General features: G+C 56.5%; 23 protein-coding genes. 10 read left to right on the top strand and 13 right to left on the bottom strand.

The genetic code is table 11. The annotated features are described in order from the left end of the window. Positions 1-55: 55 nt before the first annotated feature. Entirely contained in the window at positions 56-1819 is a 1764-nt protein-coding gene (locus BN873_RS05140) for an NAD-dependent malic enzyme (RefSeq protein ID WP_048671309.1), read from the bottom strand. 610 nt (positions 1820-2429) lie between these two features. On the opposite strand from BN873_RS05140, the gene BN873_RS05135 reads away from it, so the two are divergent. The 3 genes from BN873_RS05135 to BN873_RS05125 all read left to right on the top strand — a co-directional run bounded on the left by BN873_RS05135 (position 2430) and on the right by BN873_RS05125 (position 5086). Then, positions 2430-2909: a hypothetical protein gene (locus tag BN873_RS05135; protein ID WP_048671308.1), complete on the top strand. Its 480-nt coding sequence runs from the start codon at positions 2430-2432 to the stop codon at positions 2907-2909. Positions 2910-3262: 353 nt separating this feature from the next. Beyond that, positions 3263-4039, top strand: coding sequence for an enoyl-CoA hydratase (locus tag BN873_RS05130; protein ID WP_048671306.1), 777 nt, complete (start codon positions 3263-3265; stop codon positions 4037-4039). A gap of 150 nt (positions 4040-4189) precedes the next feature. Beyond that, a complete protein-coding gene (locus BN873_RS05125; protein ID WP_048671304.1) occupies positions 4190-5086 on the top strand; it encodes a 3-hydroxyacyl-CoA dehydrogenase family protein in 897 nt (298 codons plus the stop codon). A 63-nt stretch (positions 5087-5149) separates the two neighbouring features. Here BN873_RS05125 and BN873_RS05120 read toward each other — a convergent pair whose 3' ends face one another. Further along, on the bottom strand, positions 5150-6532 hold the full coding sequence (locus BN873_RS05120; RefSeq protein WP_048671301.1) for a leucyl aminopeptidase family protein: 1383 nt from the start codon (positions 6530-6532) through the stop codon (positions 5150-5152). Positions 6533-6671: 139 nt separating this feature from the next. On the opposite strand from BN873_RS05120, the gene gshA reads away from it, so the two are divergent. Further along, positions 6672-8258 carry a glutamate--cysteine ligase gene (gene gshA / locus BN873_RS05115; protein ID WP_048671300.1) on the top strand — a complete coding sequence of 529 codons (1587 nt, stop codon included), beginning with the start codon at positions 6672-6674 and terminating at the stop codon, positions 8256-8258. Between the two features lie 112 nt (positions 8259-8370). On the opposite strand, the gene BN873_RS05110 is transcribed toward gshA, so the two are convergent. Further along, on the bottom strand, positions 8371-9090 hold the full coding sequence (locus BN873_RS05110; protein WP_048671298.1) for a glutamine amidotransferase-related protein: 720 nt from the start codon (positions 9088-9090) through the stop codon (positions 8371-8373). Next, on the bottom strand, positions 9087-10505 hold the full coding sequence (locus BN873_RS05105; RefSeq protein WP_048671297.1) for a class II 3-deoxy-7-phosphoheptulonate synthase: 1419 nt from the start codon (positions 10503-10505) through the stop codon (positions 9087-9089). The genes BN873_RS05110 and BN873_RS05105 overlap by 4 nt, the downstream gene beginning before the upstream one ends. Positions 10506-10714: 209 nt before the next feature. On the opposite strand from BN873_RS05105, the gene BN873_RS05100 reads away from it, so the two are divergent. The 3 genes from BN873_RS05100 to BN873_RS05090 are packed head-to-tail and all read left to right on the top strand — an operon-like array spanning position 10715 to position 17184. Continuing rightward, entirely contained in the window at positions 10715-13180 is a 2466-nt protein-coding gene (locus BN873_RS05100) for an extracellular solute-binding protein (protein ID WP_171820418.1), read from the top strand. Positions 13181-13188: 8 nt separating this feature from the next. Then, on the top strand, positions 13189-16221 hold the full coding sequence (locus BN873_RS05095) for a hybrid sensor histidine kinase/response regulator (RefSeq protein ID WP_048671293.1): 3033 nt from the start codon (positions 13189-13191) through the stop codon (positions 16219-16221). A 51-nt stretch (positions 16222-16272) separates the two neighbouring features. Further along, positions 16273-17184 (top strand): DMT family transporter, encoded by a 912-nt coding sequence (locus BN873_RS05090; protein WP_048671291.1) that lies wholly within the window; start codon positions 16273-16275, stop codon positions 17182-17184. Between the two features lie 66 nt (positions 17185-17250). On the opposite strand, the gene BN873_RS05085 is transcribed toward BN873_RS05090, so the two are convergent. Continuing rightward, the gene (locus tag BN873_RS05085; protein ID WP_048671290.1) at positions 17251-18102 is read right to left on the bottom strand and encodes an alpha/beta fold hydrolase; all 852 of its coding nucleotides are present in this window, start codon (positions 18100-18102) and stop codon (positions 17251-17253) included. A gap of 97 nt (positions 18103-18199) precedes the next feature. Between BN873_RS05085 and BN873_RS05080 the strand changes: the two genes are divergently transcribed. Together BN873_RS05080 and BN873_RS05075 are read left to right on the top strand one after the other, a co-directional pair. Then, positions 18200-18940: an alpha/beta fold hydrolase gene (locus BN873_RS05080; protein WP_102046995.1), complete on the top strand. Its 741-nt coding sequence runs from the start codon at positions 18200-18202 to the stop codon at positions 18938-18940. 7 nt (positions 18941-18947) lie between these two features. Next, positions 18948-19562 carry a tetratricopeptide repeat protein gene (locus BN873_RS05075; protein WP_048671288.1) on the top strand — a complete coding sequence of 205 codons (615 nt, stop codon included), beginning with the start codon at positions 18948-18950 and terminating at the stop codon, positions 19560-19562. 13 nt (positions 19563-19575) lie between these two features. Here the strand turns inward: BN873_RS05075 and BN873_RS05070 are convergent, their stop codons facing one another. The 8 genes from BN873_RS05070 to BN873_RS05035 all read right to left on the bottom strand — a co-directional run bounded on the left by BN873_RS05070 (position 19576) and on the right by BN873_RS05035 (position 26110). Continuing rightward, on the bottom strand, positions 19576-20262 hold the full coding sequence (locus tag BN873_RS05070) for an MBL fold metallo-hydrolase (RefSeq protein ID WP_048671286.1): 687 nt from the start codon (positions 20260-20262) through the stop codon (positions 19576-19578). 72 nt (positions 20263-20334) lie between these two features. After that, complete coding sequence (gene nusB / locus BN873_RS05065; RefSeq protein WP_048671283.1) at positions 20335-20787, bottom strand: transcription antitermination factor NusB; 453 nt, start codon at positions 20785-20787, stop codon at positions 20335-20337. Positions 20788-20790: 3 nt separating this feature from the next. Next, positions 20791-21270, bottom strand: a complete 480-nt coding sequence (ribH, locus tag BN873_RS05060; RefSeq protein ID WP_048671631.1) for a 6,7-dimethyl-8-ribityllumazine synthase — start codon at positions 21268-21270, stop codon at positions 20791-20793. Positions 21271-21304: 34 nt separating this feature from the next. Continuing rightward, positions 21305-22408, bottom strand: coding sequence for a bifunctional 3,4-dihydroxy-2-butanone-4-phosphate synthase/GTP cyclohydrolase II (ribBA, locus tag BN873_RS05055; protein ID WP_048671281.1), 1104 nt, complete (start codon positions 22406-22408; stop codon positions 21305-21307). After that, the gene (locus tag BN873_RS05050; protein ID WP_048671630.1) at positions 22405-23067 is read right to left on the bottom strand and encodes a riboflavin synthase; all 663 of its coding nucleotides are present in this window, start codon (positions 23065-23067) and stop codon (positions 22405-22407) included. Before BN873_RS05050 ends, ribBA begins: the two co-directional genes overlap by 4 nt. A 7-nt stretch (positions 23068-23074) precedes the next feature. Next, on the bottom strand, positions 23075-24223 hold the full coding sequence (gene ribD, locus BN873_RS05045; RefSeq protein ID WP_071244007.1) for a bifunctional diaminohydroxyphosphoribosylaminopyrimidine deaminase/5-amino-6-(5-phosphoribosylamino)uracil reductase RibD: 1149 nt from the start codon (positions 24221-24223) through the stop codon (positions 23075-23077). Continuing rightward, positions 24223-24696, bottom strand: coding sequence for a transcriptional regulator NrdR (gene nrdR / locus BN873_RS05040; RefSeq protein WP_048671279.1), 474 nt, complete (start codon positions 24694-24696; stop codon positions 24223-24225). Before nrdR ends, ribD begins: the two co-directional genes overlap by 1 nt. 454 nt (positions 24697-25150) lie before the next feature. After that, positions 25151-26110: an arginase family protein gene (locus BN873_RS05035; RefSeq protein WP_048671277.1), complete on the bottom strand. Its 960-nt coding sequence runs from the start codon at positions 26108-26110 to the stop codon at positions 25151-25153. 174 nt (positions 26111-26284) lie between these two features. Here BN873_RS05035 and BN873_RS05030 point away from each other — a divergent pair, with 174 nt between their 5' ends. Then, a complete protein-coding gene (locus BN873_RS05030; RefSeq protein ID WP_048671628.1) occupies positions 26285-26725 on the top strand; it encodes an acyl-CoA thioesterase in 441 nt (146 codons plus the stop codon). Positions 26726-26824: the final 99 nt, after the last annotated feature.

The raw sequence follows: 26824 nt of genomic DNA, 5'->3' as shown, positions 1-26824 counted from the left end.
CACAACAACACCCTGTTGAACCGACATCGGATGCGGTGCGTTTGCATCCTGCCGGTTAGCGATATCCGGGGTGATCGATCATCGCGGTATGATCCCCCCGCACGATGGGGAGATAGCGCGGTTTCCAGAGTCGAGAACGCAGATACGTATCAAGATCACGTCCGGCCAATTCGGTCCTGGTTGATACGCCGTCCTTGAGCGCTTGCTCAATGACTCGAGCACCGACCCGGACGCTGACTTCGCGCAATTCACGAATGGGCGGGTAAATCCGACCAGCCCGCAAGTGGGCGGCAGCGGTGTATTCGGCCAGGGCGTAAGCGGCTTCCAACACCATGGTATCCGTTATCTCATGACACTCGGCAAGGATAGCCCCGAAACCTAATCCTGGAAAAATAAACGCATTATTACCTTGGCCGATAGGGTGAGAGCGACCGTCCCGCTCCACATCTGGAAATGGACTGCCGGTAGCGACGATGGCCCGGCCTTCGCTCCAATCTAGAATATCTTCCGGCAGGGCCTCACAGGCCGAGGTCGGGTTAGATAACGGGAAAATCATTGGCCGAACCGTATTGCGGGCCATAGCCTGCACCACAGGATGATTGAAGGAGCCGGCTTGTCCGCTCAGGCCCAGTAGAGCGGTCGCTTTGGTATAATCAATCGTTTCCAGTAAGGTCGGGATATCGTTAGCGATTTGCCAGCCGGTAATTTTCTCACGGGGTTGCAGGAAGGGCTGTTTATACGGTTCAACAGTACGGCCCTCCACCAGCAGGCCACCTGAGTCGAGCACGCAAACGCGATCCCGCGCTTCCTCGGCACTCAGCCCTTCCCTAATCAGCCCTTGAGTAATGGCCCAGGCGACGCCAATGCCACCGGCCCCGGCGCCGAGGATAACGAAGCGTTGCTCAGCCAGCGTTTCACCCTTCAGGCGACTGGCCGAGAGCGCACCGGCCAACGCGACCGCCCCAGTGCCTTGAATATCGTCGTTGAACGATGGTAGCTGTTTGCGATAACGCTCCAGGACCGTGAAGGCCACGTCTTTGGAGAGATCTTCCCACTGGATCACGGCACGCGGCCAGCGCTCATGAATCGCTTTAACGAATTTATCGAGGAAAGCTAAATAGCGATCTCCCCGCAAACGCCGCTGCCGCACGCCAAGATAGAACTCATCGTTTAGCAGTTCCAGCCGGTCGGTGCCTACATCCAGCTTGACCGGCATGGTATGAAACGGGTTGACGCCACCGCCGATGGTATAAATCGCCAGTTTGCCAATCGCAATGGCCAACCCACCGTAGCCTTGATCGCCGATACCGAGAATCGCCGAGGAGTCGGTGGCGACGATCATCCGCACATCATTCCAGGGAAAGTTACGGACGACGCCGGACGCTCGATCAATATTGAGCGGTGAAAATGACAGCCCTCGGGGATTTTGGTAAAGGTGACTGAATTGCTGTACGGCTTGCCCGACCGTCGGTGTATAAATGATCGGCATCATTTCTTCGAGATGCCGTTCCAACAGGGCATAAAATAAGGTTTCTGCCCGCTCTTGTAGAGCACGCAGATATTGGTATTTAGCGATGGGATCTGGCTCGCGCAGAAACCCCCGATAGACCCGCTCGACCTGCTGCTCCAAGGTGTTGACCTGGGGAGGTAGCAATCCATCCAAGCCCAAGGCCACACGCTCGTCTTCGGTGAACGCGGTGCCCTTATTGCTGAGAACCAATCGCAACAGAGCGATGCCTTCCAAATAAACTTCCATGTACTCTTGGCCTTCAGCATCGGTTTTGATGTCGAAGTAGGGGCTGATAGGATCTTGTTTCATGGTGCGAGTGGCCAGCCTCTAGCGTTGGTGGGGCATACGGATCACCCCTATTGATTTAAAAATTGAACAGAAAATTATGATATTTTTCTTGTTGAATGTCAAAACGCATGGATCGCTAATTGCTGCTTTTCGATCTTAGAGCCATGGATCGAAATAGAGTATTGGGCCAAATTGAACCGTATCAGATTCGATAAGCCCTTTCAGGGATGTCTGAGTAAAACTCTTAAAGATTTAAAAAAATTATATTAATCAGATAAATGAATAAAATCCCTGGTTCTGGTTATTGCTCCTCATTAGCTATTTGGCTAGTCCTATCAATTTTGATCAAATAGCGATGCTAGATCAGCCCAAAATGCACACTATGATTGTATTTTTAATATTACAAAAATGACTATATGATTTGGTATTACAAGGATTACGACCTGAAAACATTAAGCCTGGCTGGCTAGAGTTTATGGCTAAAAAAGGGTATCTTTAAAATAAAAGTAGCATGATTGTTTCAATTAAACTATGATTATTTAATTTTTGAGTAATGCATCTTATATATCAATAATCTTTTTAAGTGTTCTATGCGGCCGAATAGTACGAAAAAACGCTGAGTAATATTGGCATGTATATTGCTCTCTATATACTCATTGCTTGTCGCAATGCCACATTTAACTTTGCCTTAGCGACCAGGAAGGTGAAACAGATGAACATTCAATTGCACCGTAAGCAGATCGTCATTTTGGGCTTGGCCTTGATTTTGGCTGTAGCATCTTATTGGATTCCAGCGCCCCAGAAGCCCTCATCCATCAGCGTGCTGCTTGAAACACCGAAAGTGGAGTCACAGTCGGCGCCCCTGAATTTGCCTCCTTCAGTTTCCAATCCGCTACCGACTGCGCAATTTTTGATCGTGGAACCGTTGCCGCAGCAACCCCCACTCCATGAGAACGTAGCCCCTAAAATCAATACTCAACCGGCAGCACAGCATCTGCCGAGCAAATCCTCTTTTCTTAACGCAAGGGATTTGGTAAACAGCAAGACAGTTCGGATAGGAGATATGTTATTGGTTCCTATCAAGAATTTTGACTTGCCACAAAAGCCTTGATTCCCTTTATTAAAGAGATTCTGTCTTTTGTGGTTGATGCATCAGTTGTTCCTGGTTTGCCCTGGCCAGACCGTAGAATAGTTTTTGGGTCGTTTGGTTTTTCACTACGCAATTCCTCGTTTTAACCTCCTTTGTGCGGGTACTGTCTGATCGTTGCCTGGAGGCGGTTCCCGCCACCTTTAGCCGGCAATGCTTGCTGACTTGTCGATTTCCGGTCGGTCCATTTTGAACCGCTTCAATCTGACTTATACTGCTTCTTTAAGATGAATGGCTGCTGGGTGTATTTTTTTGATACGCTTGCTCCCATTGATGCCAGACGAAGCCTTACCGCAAAACCAAAGGAGGTGTAAGCCATGAATTATGAAAATATCCGCGTCGAAATCCGTGGGCCGGTTGCTTTGATCACGCTCAACCGACCCAAGGCTTTCAATGCTCTATCTAACGAGTTGATGGATGAATTGACGGCAGCCCTGGATGGAGTGGAAGCCAACGAGGCCGTGCGCGCTATCGTTATCACCGGTGGTGAAAAAGTTTTTGCCGCTGGCGCCGACATTAAAGGCATGAAGGATTATTCCTACATGGACGCCTATAAGGCCAACTTCATCACCCGCAACTGGGAGCGGGCCAGTCGTTGCCGTAAGCCGGTGATTGCGGCGGTGGCCGGCTACGCTTTAGGTGGTGGCTGCGAACTGGCCATGATGTGTGATTTTATTCTGGCCGCTGACACCGCCAAATTCGGTCAGCCGGAAATCAAACTCGGTATTTTGCCCGGTGCTGGTGGTACCCAGCGCTTGACTCGGTTGGTCGGTAAATCGAAAGCGATGGAACTGTGTTTAACGGGTCGAATGATGGATGCCGTTGAAGCGGAACGGGCCGGATTGGTCAGCCGGATTGTGCCGGTAGCCGAGTTAATTGAAGAAGCCATGAAGACCGCTGAATTGATCGCTGGGATGTCATTGCCCGCCGTGATGATGACCAAGGAATGTATCAACCGCGCGTTGGAAACCAGTCTGGCCGAAGGGTTGCTGTTCGAACGGCGGACGTTCCATGCAGTGTTTGCGACCGAAGACCAAAAAGAGGGGATGGAGGCGTTCGTCGGTAAACGGGCACCCGATCTGAAGCATCGCTGATCGAACCGCAGGTCAAACCCAGCCGATACTTGATAATGAATTTAACCGATACTATCGGAATTCAATATAATATCGATGGTTTATTCGGATTTGCGTTTTGGCCGCCGGAGAAACTATATGTCATTACACTATCACAATAAGGCATAAGCGATGGAAATCAAAAAAGTCGGTGTTATGGGCTGTGGTGCTATGGGTCTGGGCGTGGCGCAAGTGTGCGCACAGGCAGGTATTGCCACCGTGGCCGTCAAGGCGACGCCAGGTTCGACCGACAAAATTCGGTCGGGTTTGGATAAATCTCTTGCCAAGATGGTCGAGCGCGGCAAGATGACTGCCGAACAAAAGGATTCCACGCTCGGTTTGTTGCAGTTCACAACCAAAGAAGAAGACGTTGCGGGCTGCGATCTGATCATCGAATCGATCATCGAAGATTTGGATACTAAAAAAGCCCTGTTCCAACGTCTGGAAGGCATCGTTGCGCCGGAAGCATTACTGACGACCAACACATCCACGCTGTCGGTCACGGCGCTGATGGCGGTTTGCAAGCATCGGGGTCGGGTTGCCGGCCTGCATTTCTTCAATCCCGCTCCGGTGATGAAACTTGTCGAGATCATCCATGCCTTCGAGACCTCGGACGAGACGATCAAAACCCTTGACGTGTTCTGCAAGAAACTGAAGAAAGACCCGGTGATCGTACAAGATACCACCGGCTTCATCGTCAACCGGTTGCTGACTCCTTACATGCTCAGTGCCATTCGCTTGCTGGAAATGGGAACGGGCACCATCGCCGACATCGATCACGCCATGAAATCGGGCGCTGGCCATCCCATGGGGCCGTTTGAGTTAGCCGATTACATCGGTTTGGATGTGGTGGAAGCCATGACCATGAATATCTATCAAGATATGCATCAACCTCATGTGTCGCCACCGCACACGCTGACCCGTCTAGTGCAACTGGGTTATCTGGGCCGCAAGACCAACAAGGGCTTCTATGACTATTCAGTCAAGCCCCCGGTGCAGAATCCGCAACTGCGTCACCCGGTCGCCTGATTATCCTTTTTCAGGACGTTTCATTGTGCCGCGCCAGGGAGGGCGCTGGATCGGTTTGAGCGACTAGCCGCCGCTATAACGTTGCTCTAGCCAAGCGAATGCTGCTCGCATGGCCATTGCCTCGCCACCTTCGGGCCGTCCTGGCTGCGTTTTGAGATTCCATGCCATCAGATCGAAATGCGCCCACGGGATGCTATCGTCAACAAATTCCTTTAGAAACAAGGCTGCGGTGATGGCGCCAGCATAGGATGATTCGCTGGCGTTGGCGATATCGGCAATCTTGCTGTCTAGCAGATCCCGGTACGCTTGATGAAACGGCAGGCGCCAGATTGGATCTTGTTCCTGTGCTGCCGCCGCCAATAATCCGCAGGCCAGGGCCTCGTCGTTGCAGAACATGGCTGGAATTTCAGTGCCGAGCGCAACCCGTGCCGCACCCGTCAATGTGGCAAAATCGAGGAGGACTTCCGGTTGTTCGCTACTCGCCTCGGTCAGGGCATCGCATAGAATCAGCCGCCCCTCGGCATCGGTATTGTGGACCTCAATGGTCGAACCCCGACGGGAACGCAGCACATCGCCGGGTCGGAAGGCATTGCCGGAGACTGCATTGTCCACAGCCGCAAGCAACACCCGCAAGCGCACGGGCAAACCAGAATCCATGATCAAGTGAGCTAATCCCAGCGCAGTCGCCGCGCCGCCCATATCTTTCTTCATCAAGCGCATCGCACTGGCGGGTTTCAAATCAAGCCCGCCGCTATCAAAACAAACCCCCTTGCCGATCAGAGTGATTTTAGGGTGCTGTGGATCGCCCCAGCGTAGATCCAACAAGCGTGGCGCATGAACACTGGCGCGGCCGACGGCGTGAATCAGTGGGTAGTTGCTGACCAGCAGGTCATCCCCCACAATCTGCTCGATGGATGCGCCGAAGCGTTGTGCCAGCGTCGCGGCCGCCTCAGCGAGCTGGGCCGGCATCATGTCTTCCGCTGGCGTGTTGATCAGATCGCGCACCAAGGTGATCGCTGCTAGCTGCCGACTGATGCGTTGCGCATCACAAGCGGGATTCAGAGCCAGCCGCGCGCCCGCCCGTTTGGTCTCTTTGTAGCGGGTAAACCGGTACGCACCCAGCGCCCACCCCAGCGTTAGTCGTTCCAGTTGCTTTGCAGTAAAAGCCGCATGAAGCGCATAGTCGCCGGCCGGCAACATATCCGACAGATTGCCTAAAGCCCAGAGATCGTCCGCGCTCTTGATCCAGGCGACGACTGCTTGCAAGCGGCCATCGGTGCTTGGTATCAAACTGAAATGACCAGGTTTCATATTGAAACCGGTCGCGGTGAGCCAGGCGCGTACACGGCTATCTTGCTCTGGTAGCCAATGCTCGGCTTGGTTTTCAGGGACTGGAATCAGGGGAATACAGCCGGACGGAGGCTCAAGGAGCAAACCATCGTTCATACAGACCTCTCTGCGGAATCTGCCGAATTGATTTTCATTTACAATGCCCCCCAATTCCCACCCATGCCGAGGGCGGGCTGATTTGGGTTGTGATCGTTCCAGCTCCGGCGCAAGCCGATCCACCGGGAGACCAAATACCTTGTCCACACTGCTTGATCGGCGTTTGACGTGGCTAGCAGGCGCGAATGCCCACGCTTTGTTCGAGGGCCGGCGGCTCGGCCTTGAACGGGAAACGCTGCGAGTCGCACCCGATGGCCAAATTTCACAAATCCGGCATCCGCCCGCCCTGGGAGCGGCTTTAACCCATCCGTTCATCACCACCGATTATTCGGAAGCTTTGTTGGAGTTTATCACTCCGCCGTTGGCCAATGCCGAGGAAGCCCTGCGCTTTCTGGATGAGTGCCATCGGTTGGCTTATGAGCACATTGGCGATGAGTTGTTGTGGGCTGCCAGTATGCCATGCATCGTCGCGGGCGAAGCCAGTATCCCCATCGCCGAATATGGCGCTTCCAATCTCGGTCTGATGAAACACATCTACCGTCGAGGGCTGGCGTGGCGCTACGGTCGTATCATGCAAGTCATCGCGGGGATTCACTTCAACTTTTCTTTGCCGGATATTTTTTGGGCGGCGTTTCAGGCACACGAACGGGAGCAGAGTTCATTACAGGATTTCCGCTCTGGAGCGTATTTCGGCTTAATTCGCAACCTGCAACGGTTTGGCTGGTTGATTTTATACCTCTTTGGGGCTTCGCCAGCGGTTTGCAAGTCGTTTCTCGACGGCAAATCGACCGCCTTGCCTGAGTTTGATGACCATACCTGTTATGGCCCTTACGCCACCTCGCTGCGGATGAGCAATATCGGTTATACCAACCGTACCGAAAAGAAAAGTGGGGTGAATGTCTGTTACAACTCGCTGGCAGAATATATCGCCAGCCTGACCCAGGCGACGGTAACCCCTTGGCCTGCTTACCAACAGATCGGCGTCAAAGTGGATGGTGAGTACCGTCAGCTCAACGCCAATATCTTGCAAATCGAAAACGAGTATTACACCTCCATGCGGCCAAAGCAGCCGCCGCAAGACAACGAAAAACCCTCTCTGGCGCTGCAACGACGTGGTGTGCAATATGTCGAACTGCGCTCGCTTGATCTCAATCCGCTTGATCCGCTAGGCACTAACAGTTCTCAACTTCGCTTTTTGGAAGCATTTTTGCTGCTGTGCCTGTTGCATGAATCACCACCGCTGGATGCGGAAGAGCGACGGATCAATGACGATAACCAGATGGCGGTTGCTCTTTCCGGCCGCGATCCGCGCTTGATCCTGCAATGTCGGCACGAACCGAATCTGCCGTTACGGCAGTGGGGGGCGCGGCTCTTGGATCAGTTAGCAGCGATCTGTGATCTGCTCGATGGCGGCGAACCAGGAGGCAGTTATGCGCTGGCTCTAGCCGAACAGCGCGAGACGCTGGCCGACCCGGAGCGGACGCCATCGGCTCGAATCCTGGCAGAGATGCGTGCCAGTGGCGAAAATTTCTTCCGCTGTACCCGACGACTGTCGGAGCAGCACCGCGCCTATTTTCAAGCGGTTCCACTGGCGAGCGAAAGAAGGCAGTTTTTTACCGAGGCAGCGGCGCAATCCTGGCAAAAACAACGGGCAATCGAAGCGGCGGATACGCTGCCGTTTGATGAGTTTTTAGGCCGCTATTTTTTAGCTGATCGACAGTTGTGAGGGTCAGCTTGGCCAAGATCGTTGCAGATGGCAGCGTTTGCTGCGCTTAAAGCGGCAGGCTGCCGGGAGCTACGCTGCTACTGCGTCGAGGCCAATAAGTAGGGTCGCCGCCTTAAAACCGAATCCCACCCTTTGAGCCGAGCCAGTCATCTAGAAAATCATCAGTCCATTGATCTAAAGCCGCATCGTGGCGGGCATGGCCGGTTCGTTGTTCGGCGGCGGATTGGGCACCCGGCAAACCCAGTTGATCGGCACCCTCCACCAGCCACGTTTCCAGGATGCGGCGGTTGACTTCGGGGTGGAATTGCACGCCGACAGCATAGCTACCGTAACGATACGCTTGATGGGGAAAACATTCGCCGCTTGCCAGTAACTCGGCCCCGGAGGGCAGTTCGAAGCCCTCACGATGCCAGTGATAGACATGGAGCGGTTCGGCGAAGAGCGATTGGCCCGGCGGCGTCGGATCGACCGCGAAGTAGCCAATTTCCGCCAGCCCGGCTGGATGTGGTTTGACTGTAGCGCCCAGGGTGCGCGCCAGCAATTGAGCGCCTAGGCAAATCCCCAGAAAAGGCCGTTCGGACGCCAGCACGCGGGGAATCCAGTCCAGTTGCGCCCGAATGCCCGGCCGCGTGCGATCATCGTTCGCGCTCATGGGGCCACCGAACATCATGGCGCCCGCGTAGCGCTCCATATCCGCCGGTAAGGGTTGGCCGGCTTGCGGATAGCAGTAATCGAGTTGATAACCGCGCGCGCGCAATTTGTGATCACAGCGACCCGCGCTGGCATCGGCCGCTTGCATGACTAGCAATAAGCGTGGCGTGGCATCGATCATGTATCCCTGCCTCCGTTTTCCACCTTATGATCCCGTTGCGTCGCCCGGCGATAGTCCTTCAAGGTTTCTGCAATCAGGAATGCCAGTTCCAGGCTTTGTAAGGCATTCAAGCGCGGATCGCATTGGGTGTGGTAACGGTCGGCTAATCCCTCTTCAGTGATCGCTTGCGATCCCCCTAAGCACTCGGTGACATCCTGGCCGGTCAGCTCAAAATGCATACCGCCGGGTATGCTTCCCTCGGCTCGATGGATCGCAAAGAAACCGCGTACCTCATCAAGAATCCGGGCGAACGGCCGGGTTTTATAGCCGGTGCGGGTTGCCAGCGTATTACCGTGCATGGGATCGCAGGACCATACCACCTGCCGACCCTCCCGCTGGACCGCTCGGATCAGCGGCGGCAGCGCCGTCTCGATCCGATCCGCCCCCATCCGGCTGATCAGGGTCAAGCGGCCTGGTTGGTCGGTGGGATTCAAGGCATCCAACAGTCGTAACAAGGTATCAGAATCGGTGGTTGGCCCTAGCTTGACGCCAATGGGATTGGCGATTCCGCGCGCGAATTCCACATGCGCACCGTCCAGTTGACGGGTACGTTCGCCGATCCACAGAAAATGTGCTGATCCACTGTACCAGGCGCCGGTCGTCGAATCGCGCCGGGTCAGGGCTTGCTCATAATTCAGCAGCAAGGCTTCATGCGAGGTGTAAAATTGTACCTGACGCACTTGAGGATCGGTGGCGGCATCCAACCGGCAAGCCCGCATAAAGGCCAGTGTTTCACTGATTCGGCCCGCCAGCTCCTGGTAACGCGCGCCCAGAGGATTAGTGTGCAGGAAATCGAGATTCCACTGCTGAACACGATGCAAGTCGGCAAAGCCGCCTTGCGCGAGCGCCCGCAGCAGATTCAAGGTGGCCGCCGATTGGGCGTAAGCCCGTAGCTGCCGGCGCGGCTCAGGCCGGCGTGCGGCCTCAGTGAAATCCAGACCGTTAACGATATCGCCCCGATAGCTTGGCAAGACCCTGCCGTCTTGCGTTTCGGTCGGCGAGCTGCGCGGTTTGGCGAACTGGCCAGCCATCCGCCCGACCTTGACCACCGGACACGCAGCGGCGAAGGTAAGCACCACCGCCATTTGCAGCAGTACCCGAAAGGTGTCGGTGATGGCCGGCTCGTTAAACTGGGCGAAGCTCTCGGCGCAATCGCCGCCTTGCAGGAGAAAGGCCCGGCCGACGGCGACCTCGGCTAACTGCTCACGCAGGGCACGGATTTCACCGGCGAATACGAGCGGCAGGGAGGCTGCCAGGCGCTCTTCGACTTCGGTTAAAGCCGCAGAGTCTGGGTAATCTGGAAGTTGGGCAGCCGATTTGCCACGCCAACTGGCGGGTGTCCACGAAATGCGCGCCGATGGGATATATTGAGTCATCAGAATACCTGAAAATTACTTATTCTTTTTGAGGAAGGAGAGTTCGGTTTTTGGGGTGGCTTGCGGAATCCGTTCGGCAACCAAGGGGAAAAGCTACCATCAAGCGCTATCTGCCATAATACAGTTCGGTGGGTATTTATGAGTTAAATCAATAAATCATGGATAAGAAGGCTAAAATGCTTGAGCCAGTGAGCAATTCGAGTATATCGGTGAGTCAGCAATGGGTCGAGAGGGTACGCCAAGTGTCGGTAAGGGCATGTCTCATGTGGGCGGTCGCTAAGGCGGCTGGAAAAGCCGTTTTCTCCATTGGGGGCTGGGCGGTTCTCTGCACGGTATTTTTAGGTTGGGGTCTCGCCGTGGCGGACTCGTCGCCTGAACAGCGTTTTGCCGGTATCGAAATCACCGTCGGTGTACATAACGCCCCGACGATTAGCGGACCCGCCAAGGCCCATGCCTTGACTTGGGGGCAACGAACCGGCGGTAAGGTGAAAGTCATCAGTACACCATTTGGCCAACTCTTCGATGCATTTAAAGCGTCGATGACCGCGCCGGAACCTGTCTATGATGTGCTGCTTTATATGTCGCCTTGGGCGGGTGATTTTGCGCCCCATCTCACCGAGATCCCGTCCGAATTAGTTCACAATGAAACGTTCGACGACATTCTCCCGATATTTCGTGAACGGTTGATGACCTGGAACGGTAAGTGGATTGCTATCACTGTGGATGGCGATCTGTTTCAGGGTTATTACCGCAAAGATCTGTTTGAAGACCCCAAGAATCGCGCTGAGTTTCGTGAACGCTACGGTCGGGATCTGGCACCACCGGATACCTGGGCCGACTATCGGGATATCGCCGAGTTTTTCACCGGTCGTCAGGGGCCGGGCGGCATGGCGTTGTACGGGGCGGCCGAAGCGTTTGTGCGCGGTGGCCAGCAATTTTGGGACGTGTTCAGTCGTGCCTCCGCTTACACCAATCACCCGGATTTCAAGGGCGCGCAATTCTTCGATCCCGATACCATGCGGGCACAAATCAATAATCCAGGCTGGGTAAGGGCGGTTCGAGATTATGTGGAGATCCTGAAATTTTGCCCACCGGACGCCAAGACGTATGGAATCGTCGAAGCACGCCAGGCTTTTTTGAGCGGCCGTACCGCACTGATTCTGGATTGGGGTGATACCGGTTCTCTTGCCAACGATCCCCAGCAATCGCGCGTGGTTGGCAAGGTCGGCTATTTCGTCTTGCCCGGCAGTCGGGAGGTATGGAACGCCCGCACCTGGCAATGGCAGCGCTTCGAGCGCCCACACAAAGCACCGTTCTTGGCGGCAGGCGGTTGGGTAGCCAGCGTGCCGCGCAACAGCCGCCAGCAGGCGGCAGCCTGGGATTATATCCAATGGTATTCCAATCCTGAGAATAGCTTGCACGATGTGGTGACCAGCGGGACTGGTATCAACCCTTACCGGTTGACGCATTTCACGAGTATCGATGCCTGGACACGGATGTTTACGCGGTCGGCGGCGGCCGAGTATCTGGAAGTACTGCGCACCAGCCTCGATTCCCCGCAAGCGGCCTTGGATCTTCGGATTCCTGGGTTCTTCCGTTATAGCGAAGCCTTGGAAATCCCGGTGATCGAAGCACTCAAGGGGGCGGTTTCCGTGGAAGACGCATTGAATCAAGTGGCGGCGGATTGGGAGAAGATCACTGACAGCTTGGGGCGTGAAAGCCAGCTTGCCATTTATCGTACCGCCATGGGTTTGTCATCCCAGCCTGAAGGGCCACGCCCGCCAGCGGTCGCCCAACAGCGGCGATTCGTGATCGGTTTTTCCCAAGCGACCACCACCGAACCTTGGCGCTTGCTCTTCAATAAGGAATTGCGCGAGGAAGCCGCTAACTATCCCGAAGTCGATCTGGTCGTGAAGGATGCTATGGATAAGATCGAACAGCAGATCGCGGATATGGAAGCACTCATCGCCCAGCGAGTCGATGCGATCCTGATTTCACCCAAAACCACAGAAGAACTAACGCCTGTCGTCAGCAAAGCTTTTAACGCCGGGATTCCGGTGTTCGTCCTGGATCGGGGGGTGGCCAATGATCGCTACACGCAGTTCATCGGTGGTGATAATCGTGAAATCAGCCGGGAGATCGGCCGTTATGTGGTCAAACTGCTGGGCGGGACCGGCAAAGCGCGGGGAAAAGTGGTGGAAATCTGGGGCGGCATGAAAACCGTTGCATCGCACAAGCGCCATGAGGGTTTTTATGAAATCGTCAGCCAAGAGCCGGGAATCGAGATCATTAATCAACCCAGCGACGGTGACTGGAAGCAAGATCGTGGCTACGAGATCATGGCAGATACCCTAGCCGCTCACCCGCAGATTGATCTGGTCTATGCACACAACGACCCAATGGCTTACGGGGCTTATCTGGCGGCCAAGGAGGTAGGGCGGGACAAGAACATCAGTTTCCTGGGGGTGGACGGTATCCCGGCCGAGGGAGTGAAGTGGGTCAGCGAGGGGGTCCTCACCGCGACTTTCCTCTATAAAACGCCCGGTAGTGAAGCGATCCGGCAGGCACTGCGCTTTCTACGGGGTGAGCCTGTCGCCAGGCGTGTGACTTTACCGACTTTGACCATCGACCGGTCCAATGCGGGCGAGATTTTACGCGCCAACGGCTTATTGTGAGGGATTGAATGGGCAGTAGAGCCGGTAGTGCGGAAAGGAACCGCTTTAAGACCGCTTTATATGCGACCTTTGGCGGTATTGCTGCCATTTTGGTGGTGACGGTCGGTCTGGCGCTTTACATGACCAACCGGCTAGGGGCAGCGGTCGAGGGCACGACGCACGAGATTCTTCCAGAAACGCTGGCGGCGTTACGGCTATCGGAGCGCAGCGCGCTATTGGCAGCCCTGGCCCCCACCCTGGCCGGCGCCCGTGATCAAGAGCAATTGAACCAACTGGCCACTCGTCTGGATGCGCTGATCCGTGAAATTAGCATTTACATCACCCGTTTGGGTGCTCGTGCCGATCCGAACATCATCGCTATTCTGCGGGACCGGGTTGCGCTCCTGTCGCATACCCTGCAAACCCTCAAGTCAGCCAACACCGAGCGGCTTTTACTCGAAGAGCAGCAGAATGATCTGCTGGCCGATATCCACAAAGCGCACAGTGACTTCAATGATACCGTTAGCCCCGTTATTTACGGGGTGACTTCACTCAACCAATTATTGGCCAAGCGTGTGGTACGCCAGCAGATAACCGCCGTCCAGGTGATGCAAGACCAACATGTACAGCAGGTGTTGGCGACCACAGATCTGCGGCTGTCGCTTGAATGCCCCAACTGTGGGCAGACGGATCATCAGAGCCAAAGCCTGGCCCAATCTGACAATGGGCCAATTCGTACAGGATTGGAGACTCTACGGGGTTTGCAACATGCGCGCTTAAACGACGATTTTAAGATCCTGAGTGCTGCTGCGGAGCGTTTTTTTCGTGCCGAATCGACGGATATTCCGGCCGCTGACGCCCGACGAGAATTTAAGGTTGCCATTGAAACGTATCTGGCTCACCTGAGAGAACATCTGACCGAGCACTTGCAGGAAGAATTGGCTGAGTCACAAACCGATTTGTCAAAGCTCATTGAGCAGATGATGCGCGATTTGCGTTTTGCGCTGGACATTCGCGCCGAAGGAAATTTGGTCTTCGCGTTGCTGGCCACCACCGCTGAGGCCAACGATCCAAAAACGCTGTTGGGGTTGCAAGATCGCTTCAAACGGTCCTACGAGATTTTCCAGGCAGCGGCTGAGGCTTTTCAGACCAGCGAACTGGCCCATCGCAATCCGGTGTTGGCCGATAACGTCGGTCGTATTGATCGGAATCTGGCATTTATCGGCGCTGATGGGGAGGGCCTGTTCGCACTGCGTGGGCAAATCCTCAATCTCGAAGGGCAGATTGAGGTGTGGCTGACGGATAGTCGTCGCATTGCGCGCGCGGTCACCGATCAGATCGACGGTTTGGTCGGTCGCGTGCAAAAGGATACGGAGGCACTGCAAAGAGTCCTGGCCAGCCAGCAACAAGCACTGATGTGGACCTTGATCTGGGTCAGCACCGGCGGGTTGTTGCTGGCTGGCTTGATCGCCTATGGTGCGGCGCGGCTTTTCGAGCGCCACGAGCGCGCTCTGCGGGCTGCCAAGGAAACCGCCGACCGCGCCAGCGTGATTAAGTCGGAATTTCTGGCAAACATGAGCCATGAGATCCGCACACCCATGAACGGGGTGATCGGTATGTGTGATCTGCTGGAAGGAACGGAGCTGGATACCAGGCAGCGCGCTTTTCTGCGAACCGCTCAGGGATCGGCAAAAAGTTTATTGAGAATTATCAATGATATTCTGGATGTTTCTAAACTGGAGGCGGGGCGGTTGTATCTGGAATCCATCGCGTTTGATTTACGTGAGCAAGTCGAAGAGACCGTGGCGCTGCTGGCCGCCGATGCGCATCGTAAAGGTTTGGAACTGGTTGCGGTGGTGGGGGATCGCGTGCCATTGCGGGTGCAGGGCGATCCGATCCGGCTGCACCAGGTGTTAACCAATTTGCTGAGTAATGCGATTAAGTTCACTGAGCAAGGCGAAGTGGTGCTGCGGGTGGAGAGCATTCAAGAGGGTTGGGTGCGCTTTATGGTGAGCGACACCGGCATCGGGATGAGCGAAGCGCAACAGGCCAGCATTTTCGATGCGTTTGTGCAGGGCGATGGCAGCACCACCCGCAAGTATGGCGGCACCGGTTTGGGTTTGACCATTTCTCGACAATTGGTTGCTCTGATGGGTGGTGCTCTGCTGGTGCGTAGCGTAGCGGGAGAAGGCGCCGAATTCTCTTTCGCCTTGCCCCTGACCACCGTTATGAGCGTGATCTGGGCGGCACCCCGCGCGTGGCGGGAACAACGGGTGCTGATCGTCGATGACAACGTGACCAGTGGCCAGGCGTTGCACGATAGGCTGCGGGCGCTGGGGCCGCAGCCTAAGCGGGTGTCAAGTGGGGTCGCGGCGCTGACTGAGCTTCGGCGCGGTGTGGAGATAGGCGAGCGGTATTCATTGGCCCTGCTGGATCGGCATATGCCGATGATGGACGGTATTGAACTGGCGAGTACTATCGAGGCGGATCAGTCCTTAGCGACGATTCCGTTGGTGCTGATGGAAACCGGGCAGTACCCGGAGGAGCACGCGGCGATTACGGCCCGACTGCATAAACCGTTGCGTTCTCTGGATTTATATCAGGTTTTGGTGAAATTTTTCGGTTCTGACGAGGCTGAAATGGCGGCGGCGGCGGCGAGCGATAGCCCACAGCGGACACAACCCCCGTTGGAGGGCAAGCGGGTTTTGGTGGTGGAAGACAATCCCGTCAATCAATTGGTGTGCCAAGCGATGCTGGCGCGATTTGGCTTGATCGTGGAGATCGCCAACAATGGTATAGAAGGGCTACAAGCCCTAGAGCGCAACCGCTTTGATTTGGTGCTGATGGATTGTCAGATGCCGGAGATGGATGGTTACGAGGCGACACGCAAGATTCGAGCAGACGAACAGAAGCGGGGCTTGGGCCATTTACCGGTCATTGCCCTCACGGCACACGCCCTATCGGGTGACCGGGAGAAATGCCTGGAAGCGGGCATGGATGATTTTCTGGGCAAACCTTTTCAGGTGAGCGATCTTGAAATGATGCTGGAGCGCTGGTTGTAGCGGCTCCGTTGGCCAGCGCAACCGTACTACAAATCTGACAGGCATGGCACCATGCTGAACTGTGTACGTCTTCGGCAGCCGTCGCCTTATCTGCTGCTGGTACTGACCACCCTGTTTTGGTCCGGCAATTTTGTCCTGGGCCGGGCCATGCACGCGGTGTTTACCCCGTTTGCGCTGTCGTTTTGGCGTTGGGCGGTCGCTTTACTGATCTTGCTACCGTTTGTGGGCGCGTCCCTCTGGATGCAACGGGCACTGCTGCGCCGGCATTGGCCGATCCTGCTGTTGCTCAGCGTGCTGGGCGTGGTCAACTTCAACACCTTGGTTTATATCGGGTTGCAACAGACCACCGCCACGAATGCGCTGATTACGCTGTCGGTGACGCCGGTGTTGATCGTCGGCTTGTCGTTTTTTCTGCTGCGGCAAACCGTGACAGTCTGGCAAGCCGTCGGGATTTTGGTTTCGCTGACCGGCGTGCTGGTGATCGTCGGTCGGGGTGATATCGAGGTGTTGCTGGCCCGCCAGGTCAATCCCGGTGATTTGTGGGCGCTGGCGGCTGTTTTTAGCTGGGCGCTGTACTCGGTTTGCTTGCGCTGGCGGCCCGTTGGGCTTGAGCCACTCGTGTTCCAGGCGACCACCATGGTGTTCGGGATTGTGATTCTGGCGCCGCTCTACGCTTGGGATGTGGCACAGGGCCACCGGATCGCCGTCAATTTCGCGACGGTGAGCAGCATTGGCTATCTCGCGCTGTTCCCGTCAATCCTGGCGTATATCTTTTGGAATCGCGCGGTCGCTGAGTTAGGGGCTAACCGTACCGGTCAGTTCTTACATCTGATGCCCGCATTTGGCGCTGTGCTGGCCATGATTTTTCTCGGTGAACGGCTTTATCCCTTCCATGGGGTCGGTATCGCCCTCATCGCGCTCGGTATCTGGCTGGCAACTGTTTATCGACGCCGGGCCGCTTGACTGTCAATTTGGCAAGATACGCTAACCTCCAGCGACCGCAACGGCATCGGTCATCGACACGACGGGTCAATCCGCCAGTAGCCAGTCACGGACCAGGGCGATTTGATCATCCGCCATCAGCGCGGGGGCGTGTCCCATGCCCGGTAGTTCGATCAGTTGCGCCTTGGGACCGCGTTCGGTCATGGCGATAGCATCAGCATGTTCTAGTACATCGGAATTGGCGCCACGCAGCACCAGCGTCGGACAGCGGATCGTATCCCATACTGACCACAGGTCGATGTCTTGCAAATCCATGGTTTTTAGATTGTCCGCGATACCGGGATCGTAGTTGGCCGTATAGCGGCCGTCCGGCAATTGCCGCGCGTTGTGGATGATCATGTGACGCCATTGCGCATCGGTGAGGTTGCCGAAAACAGCGGCAAAAATCCGTAGTGTGCGGTCCATGTGCTCGATGCTGTCGAACGTGATGACCCGACCAACAATATCGGCAACCCGTTTCAGCCCAGCGGCGGGAATGCGCGGCCCAACATCATTGATCAGCAGTTTATGGATGGGGGTTTCTGGGTAGCTGGCCAGAAACATGCCGATCAGGCCGCCCATGGAGGTACCGACCCAATCGATCCGCTCGGCGTCGATCCGTGCCAGCAGCATCGCCAAGTCATTGATGTAGAGCGGATAGCCATACTCGGTTTTGTCGTTTAGCCAGTCGCTCTTGCCACGACCGACCACATCCGGGCAGAGCACCCGATAGTCTTTTTCCAACGCGGCGGCGAGAAAGTCGAAATCGCGGCTCGTGCGGGTAAAACCGTGTACACAAATCAACACGTTCGGGTTGGCGGGGTCGCCCCATTCGGTGTAATGGATACGGTGAAAGCCATGGCGGCCAAGGGCGCGGTAGCTGTGGGATGACATGGCCATGTGGCGTTCTCCTTAATGATGATTGGACCATTATCAGGCAAGCCGCAGAGGGTGGCTATAATCGTGACATTGATCATCCAGCGTTGAGCGTGCAAGCATGGCGATATTGCATTACACGGAAAGCGGTCGAGGCGAACCGCTGGTTCTCCTCCATAGCGGCGGCATGAGCGGTGCGGAGTGGACGCCCCAGATTCCAGCGTTTGCCCGGCATTTCCGGGTGATCGTCCCCGACCATCTGGGGCATGGCAGCAGCCCGATGGTGGCCGAAAAACTCGCAGTCAGCGATATGAGCCGGGCTGTGTTGGCATTGCTGGATGAATTGGCCGTGCCCCAGGCGCATTTGGTGGGGTCTTCGCTCGGCGGGGCGGTGGCTCTGTGGTTGACGCTCTATCATCCGCAGCGGGTTAGCAAGCTGGTGTTGTATCGGGTCGGCTACCGCAAGGATCGAGCGACTCATGCCGGCACGCGCGATATGGCTGATCCCGGCTACTGGCGTGATGTTGGCATGAACAAGTGGTTAAGCGACGTTCATCGCCCACAAGGCGGGCCGGATGCGTGGGAGGAGGTCATCGGTCGGGTCGCAGAGGCACTGGCGCCGGCGACCACTGATCATGCCCATCAATTGGAAATTCTGGAAAATATCTTCCAGCCGACTTTATTGGTGGTCGGTGATCGAGATCCCATCGCGCCACTGGAACAAATTTTGGAGATGTTTGGCGCCATTCCCAACTGTGGATTATGGGTGATGCCTTACACAACCCACGTCACTGCGACCAGTACCTGGCGAGCCAAATCGTTTGCCCAGGAAGTGACTCGCTTTTTGCTACGGAAACGATGAGGACGCGATGAACCGAATCTTGCAGATTTTGCTGCTGGGTAGCCTATTAGGCATAGCCGTGTCGAGCGACGCCGGAGATTACGATGTGGTTTTCAGCCAGGTGCAGCGGATGCTTGGCCAATCGCTCAAGAACGATGAGGCCGGCTTGCAGGTGAGCCAACGGCAGTTGGAGGGCGTCCCTCGACCTGCCCAACAAAACGGCAAGGAGGCCCGCGCGCTAAACCAACAGGGTTTGGATGCCTTGCAGCGCAAGGATTATCCGGCTGCCGCTGTCGCGTTCCAACAGGCCCAACAAGCCAATCCGGCCGATGTCGAAATCGCAGCCAATCTCGGTTACGCCAATCTCAAACTGAACCTGCTTAAGCGGGCTGAGCACCAATTGGTCTATGCGATCTCCCTTGCTCCGGCGCGCACGTCGTCATGGTATAACCTGGGAGAAGTCTATGGGGCGATGGACGAGTCGGATAAAGCGGTCGGCGCATTCGCCAATAGCTATCGATTTTCCCAGAATCGTGCCAAAACCGAAGCGTTTATCCGACAGGCTCTGGTGGCCCCTGAAAACAGCGAACCGACTCGCGCTGCCTTGCGCCGCGCACTCCATCTGTTCGGGTTATCACCCTAAAGGCGCACGGCCGCTAATAGGGTTCTTGCAGAAAGGAACGAATGAAGTTGGTAACCGTCGATTGGCCCCGAAAGATTCCGTAATGGCCTTCGCAGAGGATATCCGCTTCCAGTGCCAGCAGGCGTTCGAGCGAAGCCAGATAATCGGTTCGATTGGAGAGTAAGCGAACATCCAGCGGTCCATGCACATCCTGGCCAAACAGGACGGTTTGACCGTCCGATTCGGCCACGAAAGCCAGTGAGCCTGGCGAATGGCCCGGAATGTGAAGTGCGGTGATCGACCGGTTCCCCAGGGATAGGATTTCCTGGTCGCCTTTTAAGCGCCGATCAATCGGACAGGGATGGAGTTTCGCCCCATACCAACTGGCGGCGGTAACTTCATTATCCCCACGTTCCAGAAAATCCGCGTCCAGGTGGTGCGCCAGTACCGGACAGTCCAGTTTGGTGCGTAGCTCAAACGCACCCCCGGTGTGATCGTAATGACAATGGGTCAGTAGCAGATACTCAATGCCGTCTGGGCGCACGCCGATTTTTTTCAGTTGATCGAACAGACGTGTTGGGTTTCGCCCGGTACCGGCGTCAACCAGTGCGGTGTGGCCATCGAAATTGATCAGGTAAATCGCAGCATCTTCGGGTGCAGTTAAGCCATGCCCGCCTACCTGCAAGATTTCACTGGTGATGGCGATAGGGCCTGACACCATACGGGTCGGTGCTCCGTTTTTATCGGGTTTTTAAAGGTTAGTCGGGAGATCGGGAAAAGGCGGTGTTAGGCGTTAAGTGGGTACGGCAAATTCATTGGGACGCACGGCGCGGGCTAGTTTGTCGAGCACGCCATTAACAAAGCGGTGACCTTGTTCGGCGCCGAAGATCTTAGCGAGTTCGACCGCTTCATTGATGGCAACGCGGTGGTTAATGTCAGGGCGCTGCATCAGCTCATAACCACCGATGCGCAAGATCGCGCATTCCACCGGATCGACCTGTGCCGGTGGCCGGTCTAGAAACGGCGCCAAGGCCGCATCGATTTCCGTGACATGCAGCGGAATTTTCTCAACCAGTTCCCGAAAATACGCCAGGTCGGCTTTGCCCAAGTCTTGATGGGCCAGAAATTCGGCGGCGATTCGGGCGGGTTCACCACCGGCTAGCTGCCATTCATACAGCGCCTGGGCGGCACAACGACGCGACCAAACCCGCTTGCTGGGTAATTTTTTGTGAGTGGGGTTGCGCACGATTCAGCGTTCCAGCCGACGCAAGAGGCTGACCATCTCCAACACCGACAGGGCGGCCTCCGTACCCTTGTTACCGGCTTTGGTGCCGGCTCGCTCCACTGCCTGATCAATGCTGTCCACGGTGAGTACGCCGAAGCCGATGGGGATGTTGTAGTGCAATGAGACGCTCGCCAAGCCCTTCGCGCATTCGCCGGCGACGTATTCGAAATGCGGTGTCCCGCCACGAATCACCGCACCCAAGGCGATGATGCCAGCGTAGCGTTCGCTGGCGGCAAGACGTTGGGCGGCTAGTGGCAGTTCGAAGGCGCCAGGTGTCCAGATCAAATCAAGCTGGGTTTCCGGGACACCGTGCCGGCGCAAGCTATCGACCGCGCCATTGACCAGGCTTTGCACGATGAAGCTGTTGAAGCGAGCCGCGACCAGGGCGAAGCGGGCGTCTTGCGGCGGGGTGAAATCCCCTTCAAAGGTAGCGATAGCAGACATGGTGAGTTCTGGATTAGTGGGTGGCAGGGGAAATTCAGGAAACATAATCAACGATTTCGAGATCAAAGCCCGATAGACCGGTCAGCCGTTTCGGCGCGCCCAGCACCCGCATCCGGCGCACCCCGATGTCGAGTAAAATTTGCGCGCCCAAACCGTAAGTACGCAATTCGGCGCTTTGGTCAGCGGCGCGCGGCGCTTCGGCAGCACCCAGTTGATAGCCTCGAATCCGCCGGATCAACGCCGCTGGATCTTCCGGTCTACTCAAGAAGACGAACACCGCCGCCGGCTCGCGCGCTACCCGTTGCAAAGCATCGCGCAGTGGCCAGCCAGCGTCGGGTAAACGCAAGCCGAGCAGATCATTGAGCAATTGTTGCACATGAACCCGGACCAACGCCGGTTCATCGGGCGCAATCTCGCCTTTGACCAAGGCAAGATGCACTTGGTGACTGACCACATCCTGATAGGTCAACACTCGGAATGGGCCGAATTCGGTGTTCAATACGGTATCGGCGACGCGCTCGACGGTTTTTTCGTTTTGCATCCGATAGCGGATCAAGTCGGCGATGGTGCCAATTCGCAAACCGTGCTGCTCGGCGAACCGTTCCAGGTCGGGGCGCCGCGCCATGGTGCCGTCCTCGTTGAGGATTTCAACGATCACTGCGGCGGGTTCCAGATCGGCCAACCGGGTCAAATCACAGCCGGCTTCAGTGTGACCGGCACGGGTCAATACGCCGCCCGCTTGAGCCATCAACGGAAAGATGTGGCCGGGCTGGACCAAATCTTCGGGTCTGGCATCGGGGCGAACGGCGGTGCGGATGGTGTGGGCACGGTCGTAGGCGGAAATGCCGGTTGTGACGCCACGCGCGGCTTCAATAGAGACAGTGAAGTTGGTGGAGTAGGGGGTGGCGTTGTCTTGCACCATCAGCGGCAAGCGCAGTTGCTGGCAGCGTTCGCGGGTCAGGGTCAGGCAGATGAGGCCACGCCCATAGCGCGCCATAAAATTGATGTCTTCGGGGCGAACCAGCGCGGCCGCCATCAGGAGATCGCCTTCGTTTTCCCGGTTTTCGTCGTCCATGACGATTACCATTTTACCTTGCTGCAAATCTGCGAGGATACCGTCGATACGGTCGAATGTCATGACTCTTTCCAAAATCCGTGTTCGCGCAAGAGCGCTTCGGTAAGGGCTTTACCCGGTCGGGTGGCCTGGTCGCCTAGTAACAGCCGTTCCAGATAGCGGGCGATCAGATCGACTTCGAGATTGACTGATTGTCCCGATTGAAAATCGCCGAGCGTGGTTTCCGCCAGCGTATGGGGGACTATGTTTAGCTCGAAGGCGGCACCGTCCACCCGATTGACGGTCAGGCTGGCCCCATCGACGCAAATCGAGCCTTTAGCGGCGATGTAGCGGGCCAGCGCGTCCGGCGCTTGAATCCGCAGCCGCCAGGAACGGCCGTCCGGTCGCCAATCCGTGATGGTGCCAATGCCATCGACATGACCGCTGACCAGATGGCCGCCGAGCCGGGTGGTCGGAGTCAAGGCTTTTTCTAGATTGACCCGTGCCCCTGATTTAGCGGCGCCCAAGGTCGTGTGTTCCAGGGTTTCGCGCGATACGTCGGCCCAAAAGCCATCCCCAGGCAGTTGCACAGCGGTCAAACAGACGCCACTGACCGCGATACTGTCGCCAAGCCGGACATCGGTTAAATCCAGCTTGCCTGTGGCGATGCGCAAGCGCAGGTCGCCATTCTGCGCTTGGCGGGCGACCAGGGTTCCGACAGCGGTAATAATGCCGGTGAACATGGGGTGGTTACCTTGCGCCATCGGCCATCACTGGACTCCGGTCGCTAATGGATGGTGGCGGTGCCCGCCGCCGGCGGGGCCGTAGGGTCAGGCGCCAATCCCTCCCCACCGCGCGTGTTTCGAGGATATCCAGCGCCCAGCATTCCTGCATCCGGGTCAGTTCGGGTAACTGAAACAGGCTGCGCGCCCGGTCGCCAAGCAGTAACGGTGCGATATAAATGACAATTTCATCGGCTAAATCCGCCTGTAAGAGCGCACCGGCCAGAGTGGGTCCGGCCTCGACGTGTACTTCATTGCATTCGCGGCGGGCCAGTTCGCCCATGACAGCATGTAGATCCAAGCCACGTTCCGCACGCGGCAGCACCGCGATGTCGGCGCCTACCGCGCGCACCGCGCTTTGCGCATCGGCATCGGCCACGGCGGTGCAGATCAGCACCGGGCCGGGCAGGCGCAAGGTTTTAGCGGTTGCTGGTGTTTGCAGCGCCGTATCAAGGATAACCCGCACGGGTTGGCGGGTCGTTGCCGGCAACCGCACATTAAGGCTTGGATTATCGGCCAGCAGGGTGCCGCTGCCGGTCAGAATCGCCGAACTGCGCGCCCGTAGCCGCTGCACATCGGTGCGCGCGGCCTCGCTGGTCAGCCACCGACTTTCACCAGAAGCCAGCGCCGTGCGCCCATCTAGACTCATCGCCAGCTTGATTCGAATAAAGGGGCGGCCTTCGGTCATGCGTTGGATGAAACCGGGATTGAGTGCGCGCGCTTCGGTTTCCAGCAAACCACAGTCTACCCGGATTCCGGCATCCCGCAGGATGGCCAGACCTTTACCCGCGACTTGTGGGTTGGGGTCAGGCATGGCGGCCACTAAGCGCGCGATGCCAGCTTTGAGTAAGGCATCGGTACACGGTGGCGTTCGGCCGTAATGGCAACAAGGTTCGAGGGTCACATAGGTCATGGCGCCGCGCGCTTTTTTGCCTGCTTCTTCGAGTGCGATAGCTTCGGCATGGGGTTCGCCAGCGCGCTCGTGCCAACCTTCGCCGACAATCGCACCGTCACGAACCAATACACAACCGACTCGGGGATTGGGATCAGTGCCGTACAAGCCGCGCCGGGCGAGCGTCAAGGCTCGCGCCATATAGCGGTAATCGTCAGAAGACATCAGCCGGAATCCGCCGCTCCCGGCATTTTTTGCAAACGGCCGATTTCTTCGCGAAAGGCGTCAATGTCGGCAAAATTACGATAGACCGACGCAAAACGGATATAGGCGATGTGATCCAAGGCCCGCAGCTCTTCCAGAACCCATTCACCAATCTGTTGGCTGTGCAGCTCTCGTTCTCCACAAGCGCGCGCCCGGTTCTTGATACGAGCGATGGCTTCCTCAATCCGTTCGGGGCTGATCGGGCGTTTTTCCAAGGCACGCCGCAGGCCAATACGCAATTTCTCATCGAGAAAAGGCTCGCGGCGCTCATCGCGCTTGACGACCGGCGGCATGGGTAGTTCCGCTAATTCGTAGGTGGTGAAACGGCTACTGCAATGGGGGCACTCGCGGCGACGCCGGACTTTATCGCCTTCGGCTGATAGCCGCGAATCGATTACACGGGTATCAGGTGTATTGCAAAATGGGCAATGCATCGCCGAACCTCACACTATCACTGCGGAAAATCCGCCACACATCAGGCGCTTGGCCGGTGCTGGGATCGTTTGCTCTGGTGATCGGACGACAATCACCGCCCCTGCGTGGGGGTCGTCGCAGAACGGGTTAGTCATCCCGGCGATGCGCCTTTCCCGACCGAACATTTACAACCTCTGTAACGGCAAGCGCCCGCTGCTTCACAGGATGAAGAGCGGGCGAATCGATTGAAAGTTATGAGTTTACTTTAACTTATTGAGGATGATGGGTACAGGATTTTTTCGGCGCTTGGCCTGCATGGATACGCTCAAGCAGGCGCGGGGCAATGAAGCGTCTTCCCAAAAGGTATCTGCTTTTTTCGCTGAAAGACCCTTTCCAGCCCATAATAATACTGTCAATGCAGTCTTTTTAAGTCATTCTTTGGGAGCAGGGCAGACCAAAGAAACGGCCAATGTTTTATCGCATTGGGGTTTCCAGGAAGGTGTCAACAACGGCGGTCCAGGCATTGGCGATGTTGCGCAAGTCATAGCCGCCGCCGCCGACCCCGATCAGGCGGCCCTCGGCGTACTCTTCAGCGATCTCGCAAAGACCGCGAGCGGCCCGGCGGTGTGCGCGGGCCGTATAGTGCAAGTGGGCGAGCGGATCGCCGTCTAGTCCGTCGGCTCCGCAGTTCATGAAGACGAACTGGGGTTGCCAGCGGTGCAGAAAGGTTTCGATTTGCTCCCACATCATCAGAAAGTCGTCATCCGCCGATAGCGGTAACAGCGGGATGTTGAGTTTGCGACCCTTGGCCGGCCCCTTGCCGACTTCGTAGGAAAAGCCGGTTTGAGGAAAGTTGTAGCGGCCATCTTCGTGGATATCGGCAAAGATGACGGTCGGGTCGTTTTCGAACGGGTAGAACACACCGTCGCCGTGATGGGCATCAATGTCCACATAGGCGATGCGCTCCAGACCGTATTCCTGTTGCAAAAGTTTGATCGCGACACCCACATCATTGAATACGCAAAAGCCGGACGCTGTGTTGGGCATACTGTGGTGCAATCCGGCGATGGGCAAGAAAACTCGGCGCAGCTCACCATGCATCACTTTATGGACAGCATCCAGCACCGAGCCGACCACTTTCACTGCGTCTTCGTAGACGCCTTTGTAAGCCGGCGTATCTCCGTAATCCAGCAAGCCTTCACCGATTGCGGAATGATGTTTAACCTTTTCAATATAGTCCAGGGTGTGAAACAACCGCAGGTGCTCTTCGGTGGCCATAATCGGCTGGAAAATGCGAACCTGATCTGCAAGCTGGCGGATATGCATTTCATCCCAGAAGGCGTGGACACGATCCTCGCTGAAGGGATGGTCTTCAAACCCGTAATGACTGACCTCATCAGCGGCGTAAACGGCAACCGTTTTCGTATGTGGCATGCGCTTTTCGAGCCTCGCGAAGGGATATGACCTTTCATCAGCTATGATAGTCGGAGTTACCGCTAGATGGAGGCGGGAAGACCGCGACAGAGCGAATCTCCGCCGACTGTTCCCCTCCACGATGCGGAGTTTATCGCACCGATGGAACTGTGCCGCCCCAGCCAGGAGCTGTTTATGATCTCCCATGATCCCCAAGAGCAGGACCGTTTTCCCCACAACCGACAGCCGATGGTGCGCATTCTGGCCATGCCGGCCGACACCAATCCCAGTGGAAAAATCTTCGGTGGCTGGATCATGGCGCAGATGGACGTGGCCGGTGGCGTCCTCGCTTTGGAGTACGCCGGTGGGCCGGTTCTCACCGTAGCGATCACCTCAATGAATTTTCATAAGCCGGTCTATGTCGGTGATCTGGTGAGCTGTTTCGCCCAGGTGCAAAAAACCGGCAAAACCTCGATCACGGTCTTGGTGGAAGTGTTCACCCAGCGGGCGCACGATGGCACGCTGGAAACTGCCAAGGTGACGGAAGCAGTGATTGTCTACGTCGCGGTTGACAACGAAGGCAAACCACGTCCCTTGCCAGAGCGGGGGCCGGATTTCGGTCAGTATCGTTCATGACCGAGAGCGGAACCTTCCTCCATCCTATCCAGGCCGATCTTCTGGCCTGATCTTACCGCGTCTCCTATACTCAAATCCCCGTTTATTGGAACACGCGCT

It is taken from the genome of Candidatus Competibacter denitrificans Run_A_D11 (genome assembly GCF_001051235.1).
GTDB lineage: Bacteria > Pseudomonadota > Gammaproteobacteria > Competibacterales > Competibacteraceae > Competibacter_A > Competibacter_A denitrificans.
Note: the sequence above shows the minus strand (reverse complement) of the source record. Positions and strands in the feature narration are given on the sequence as shown.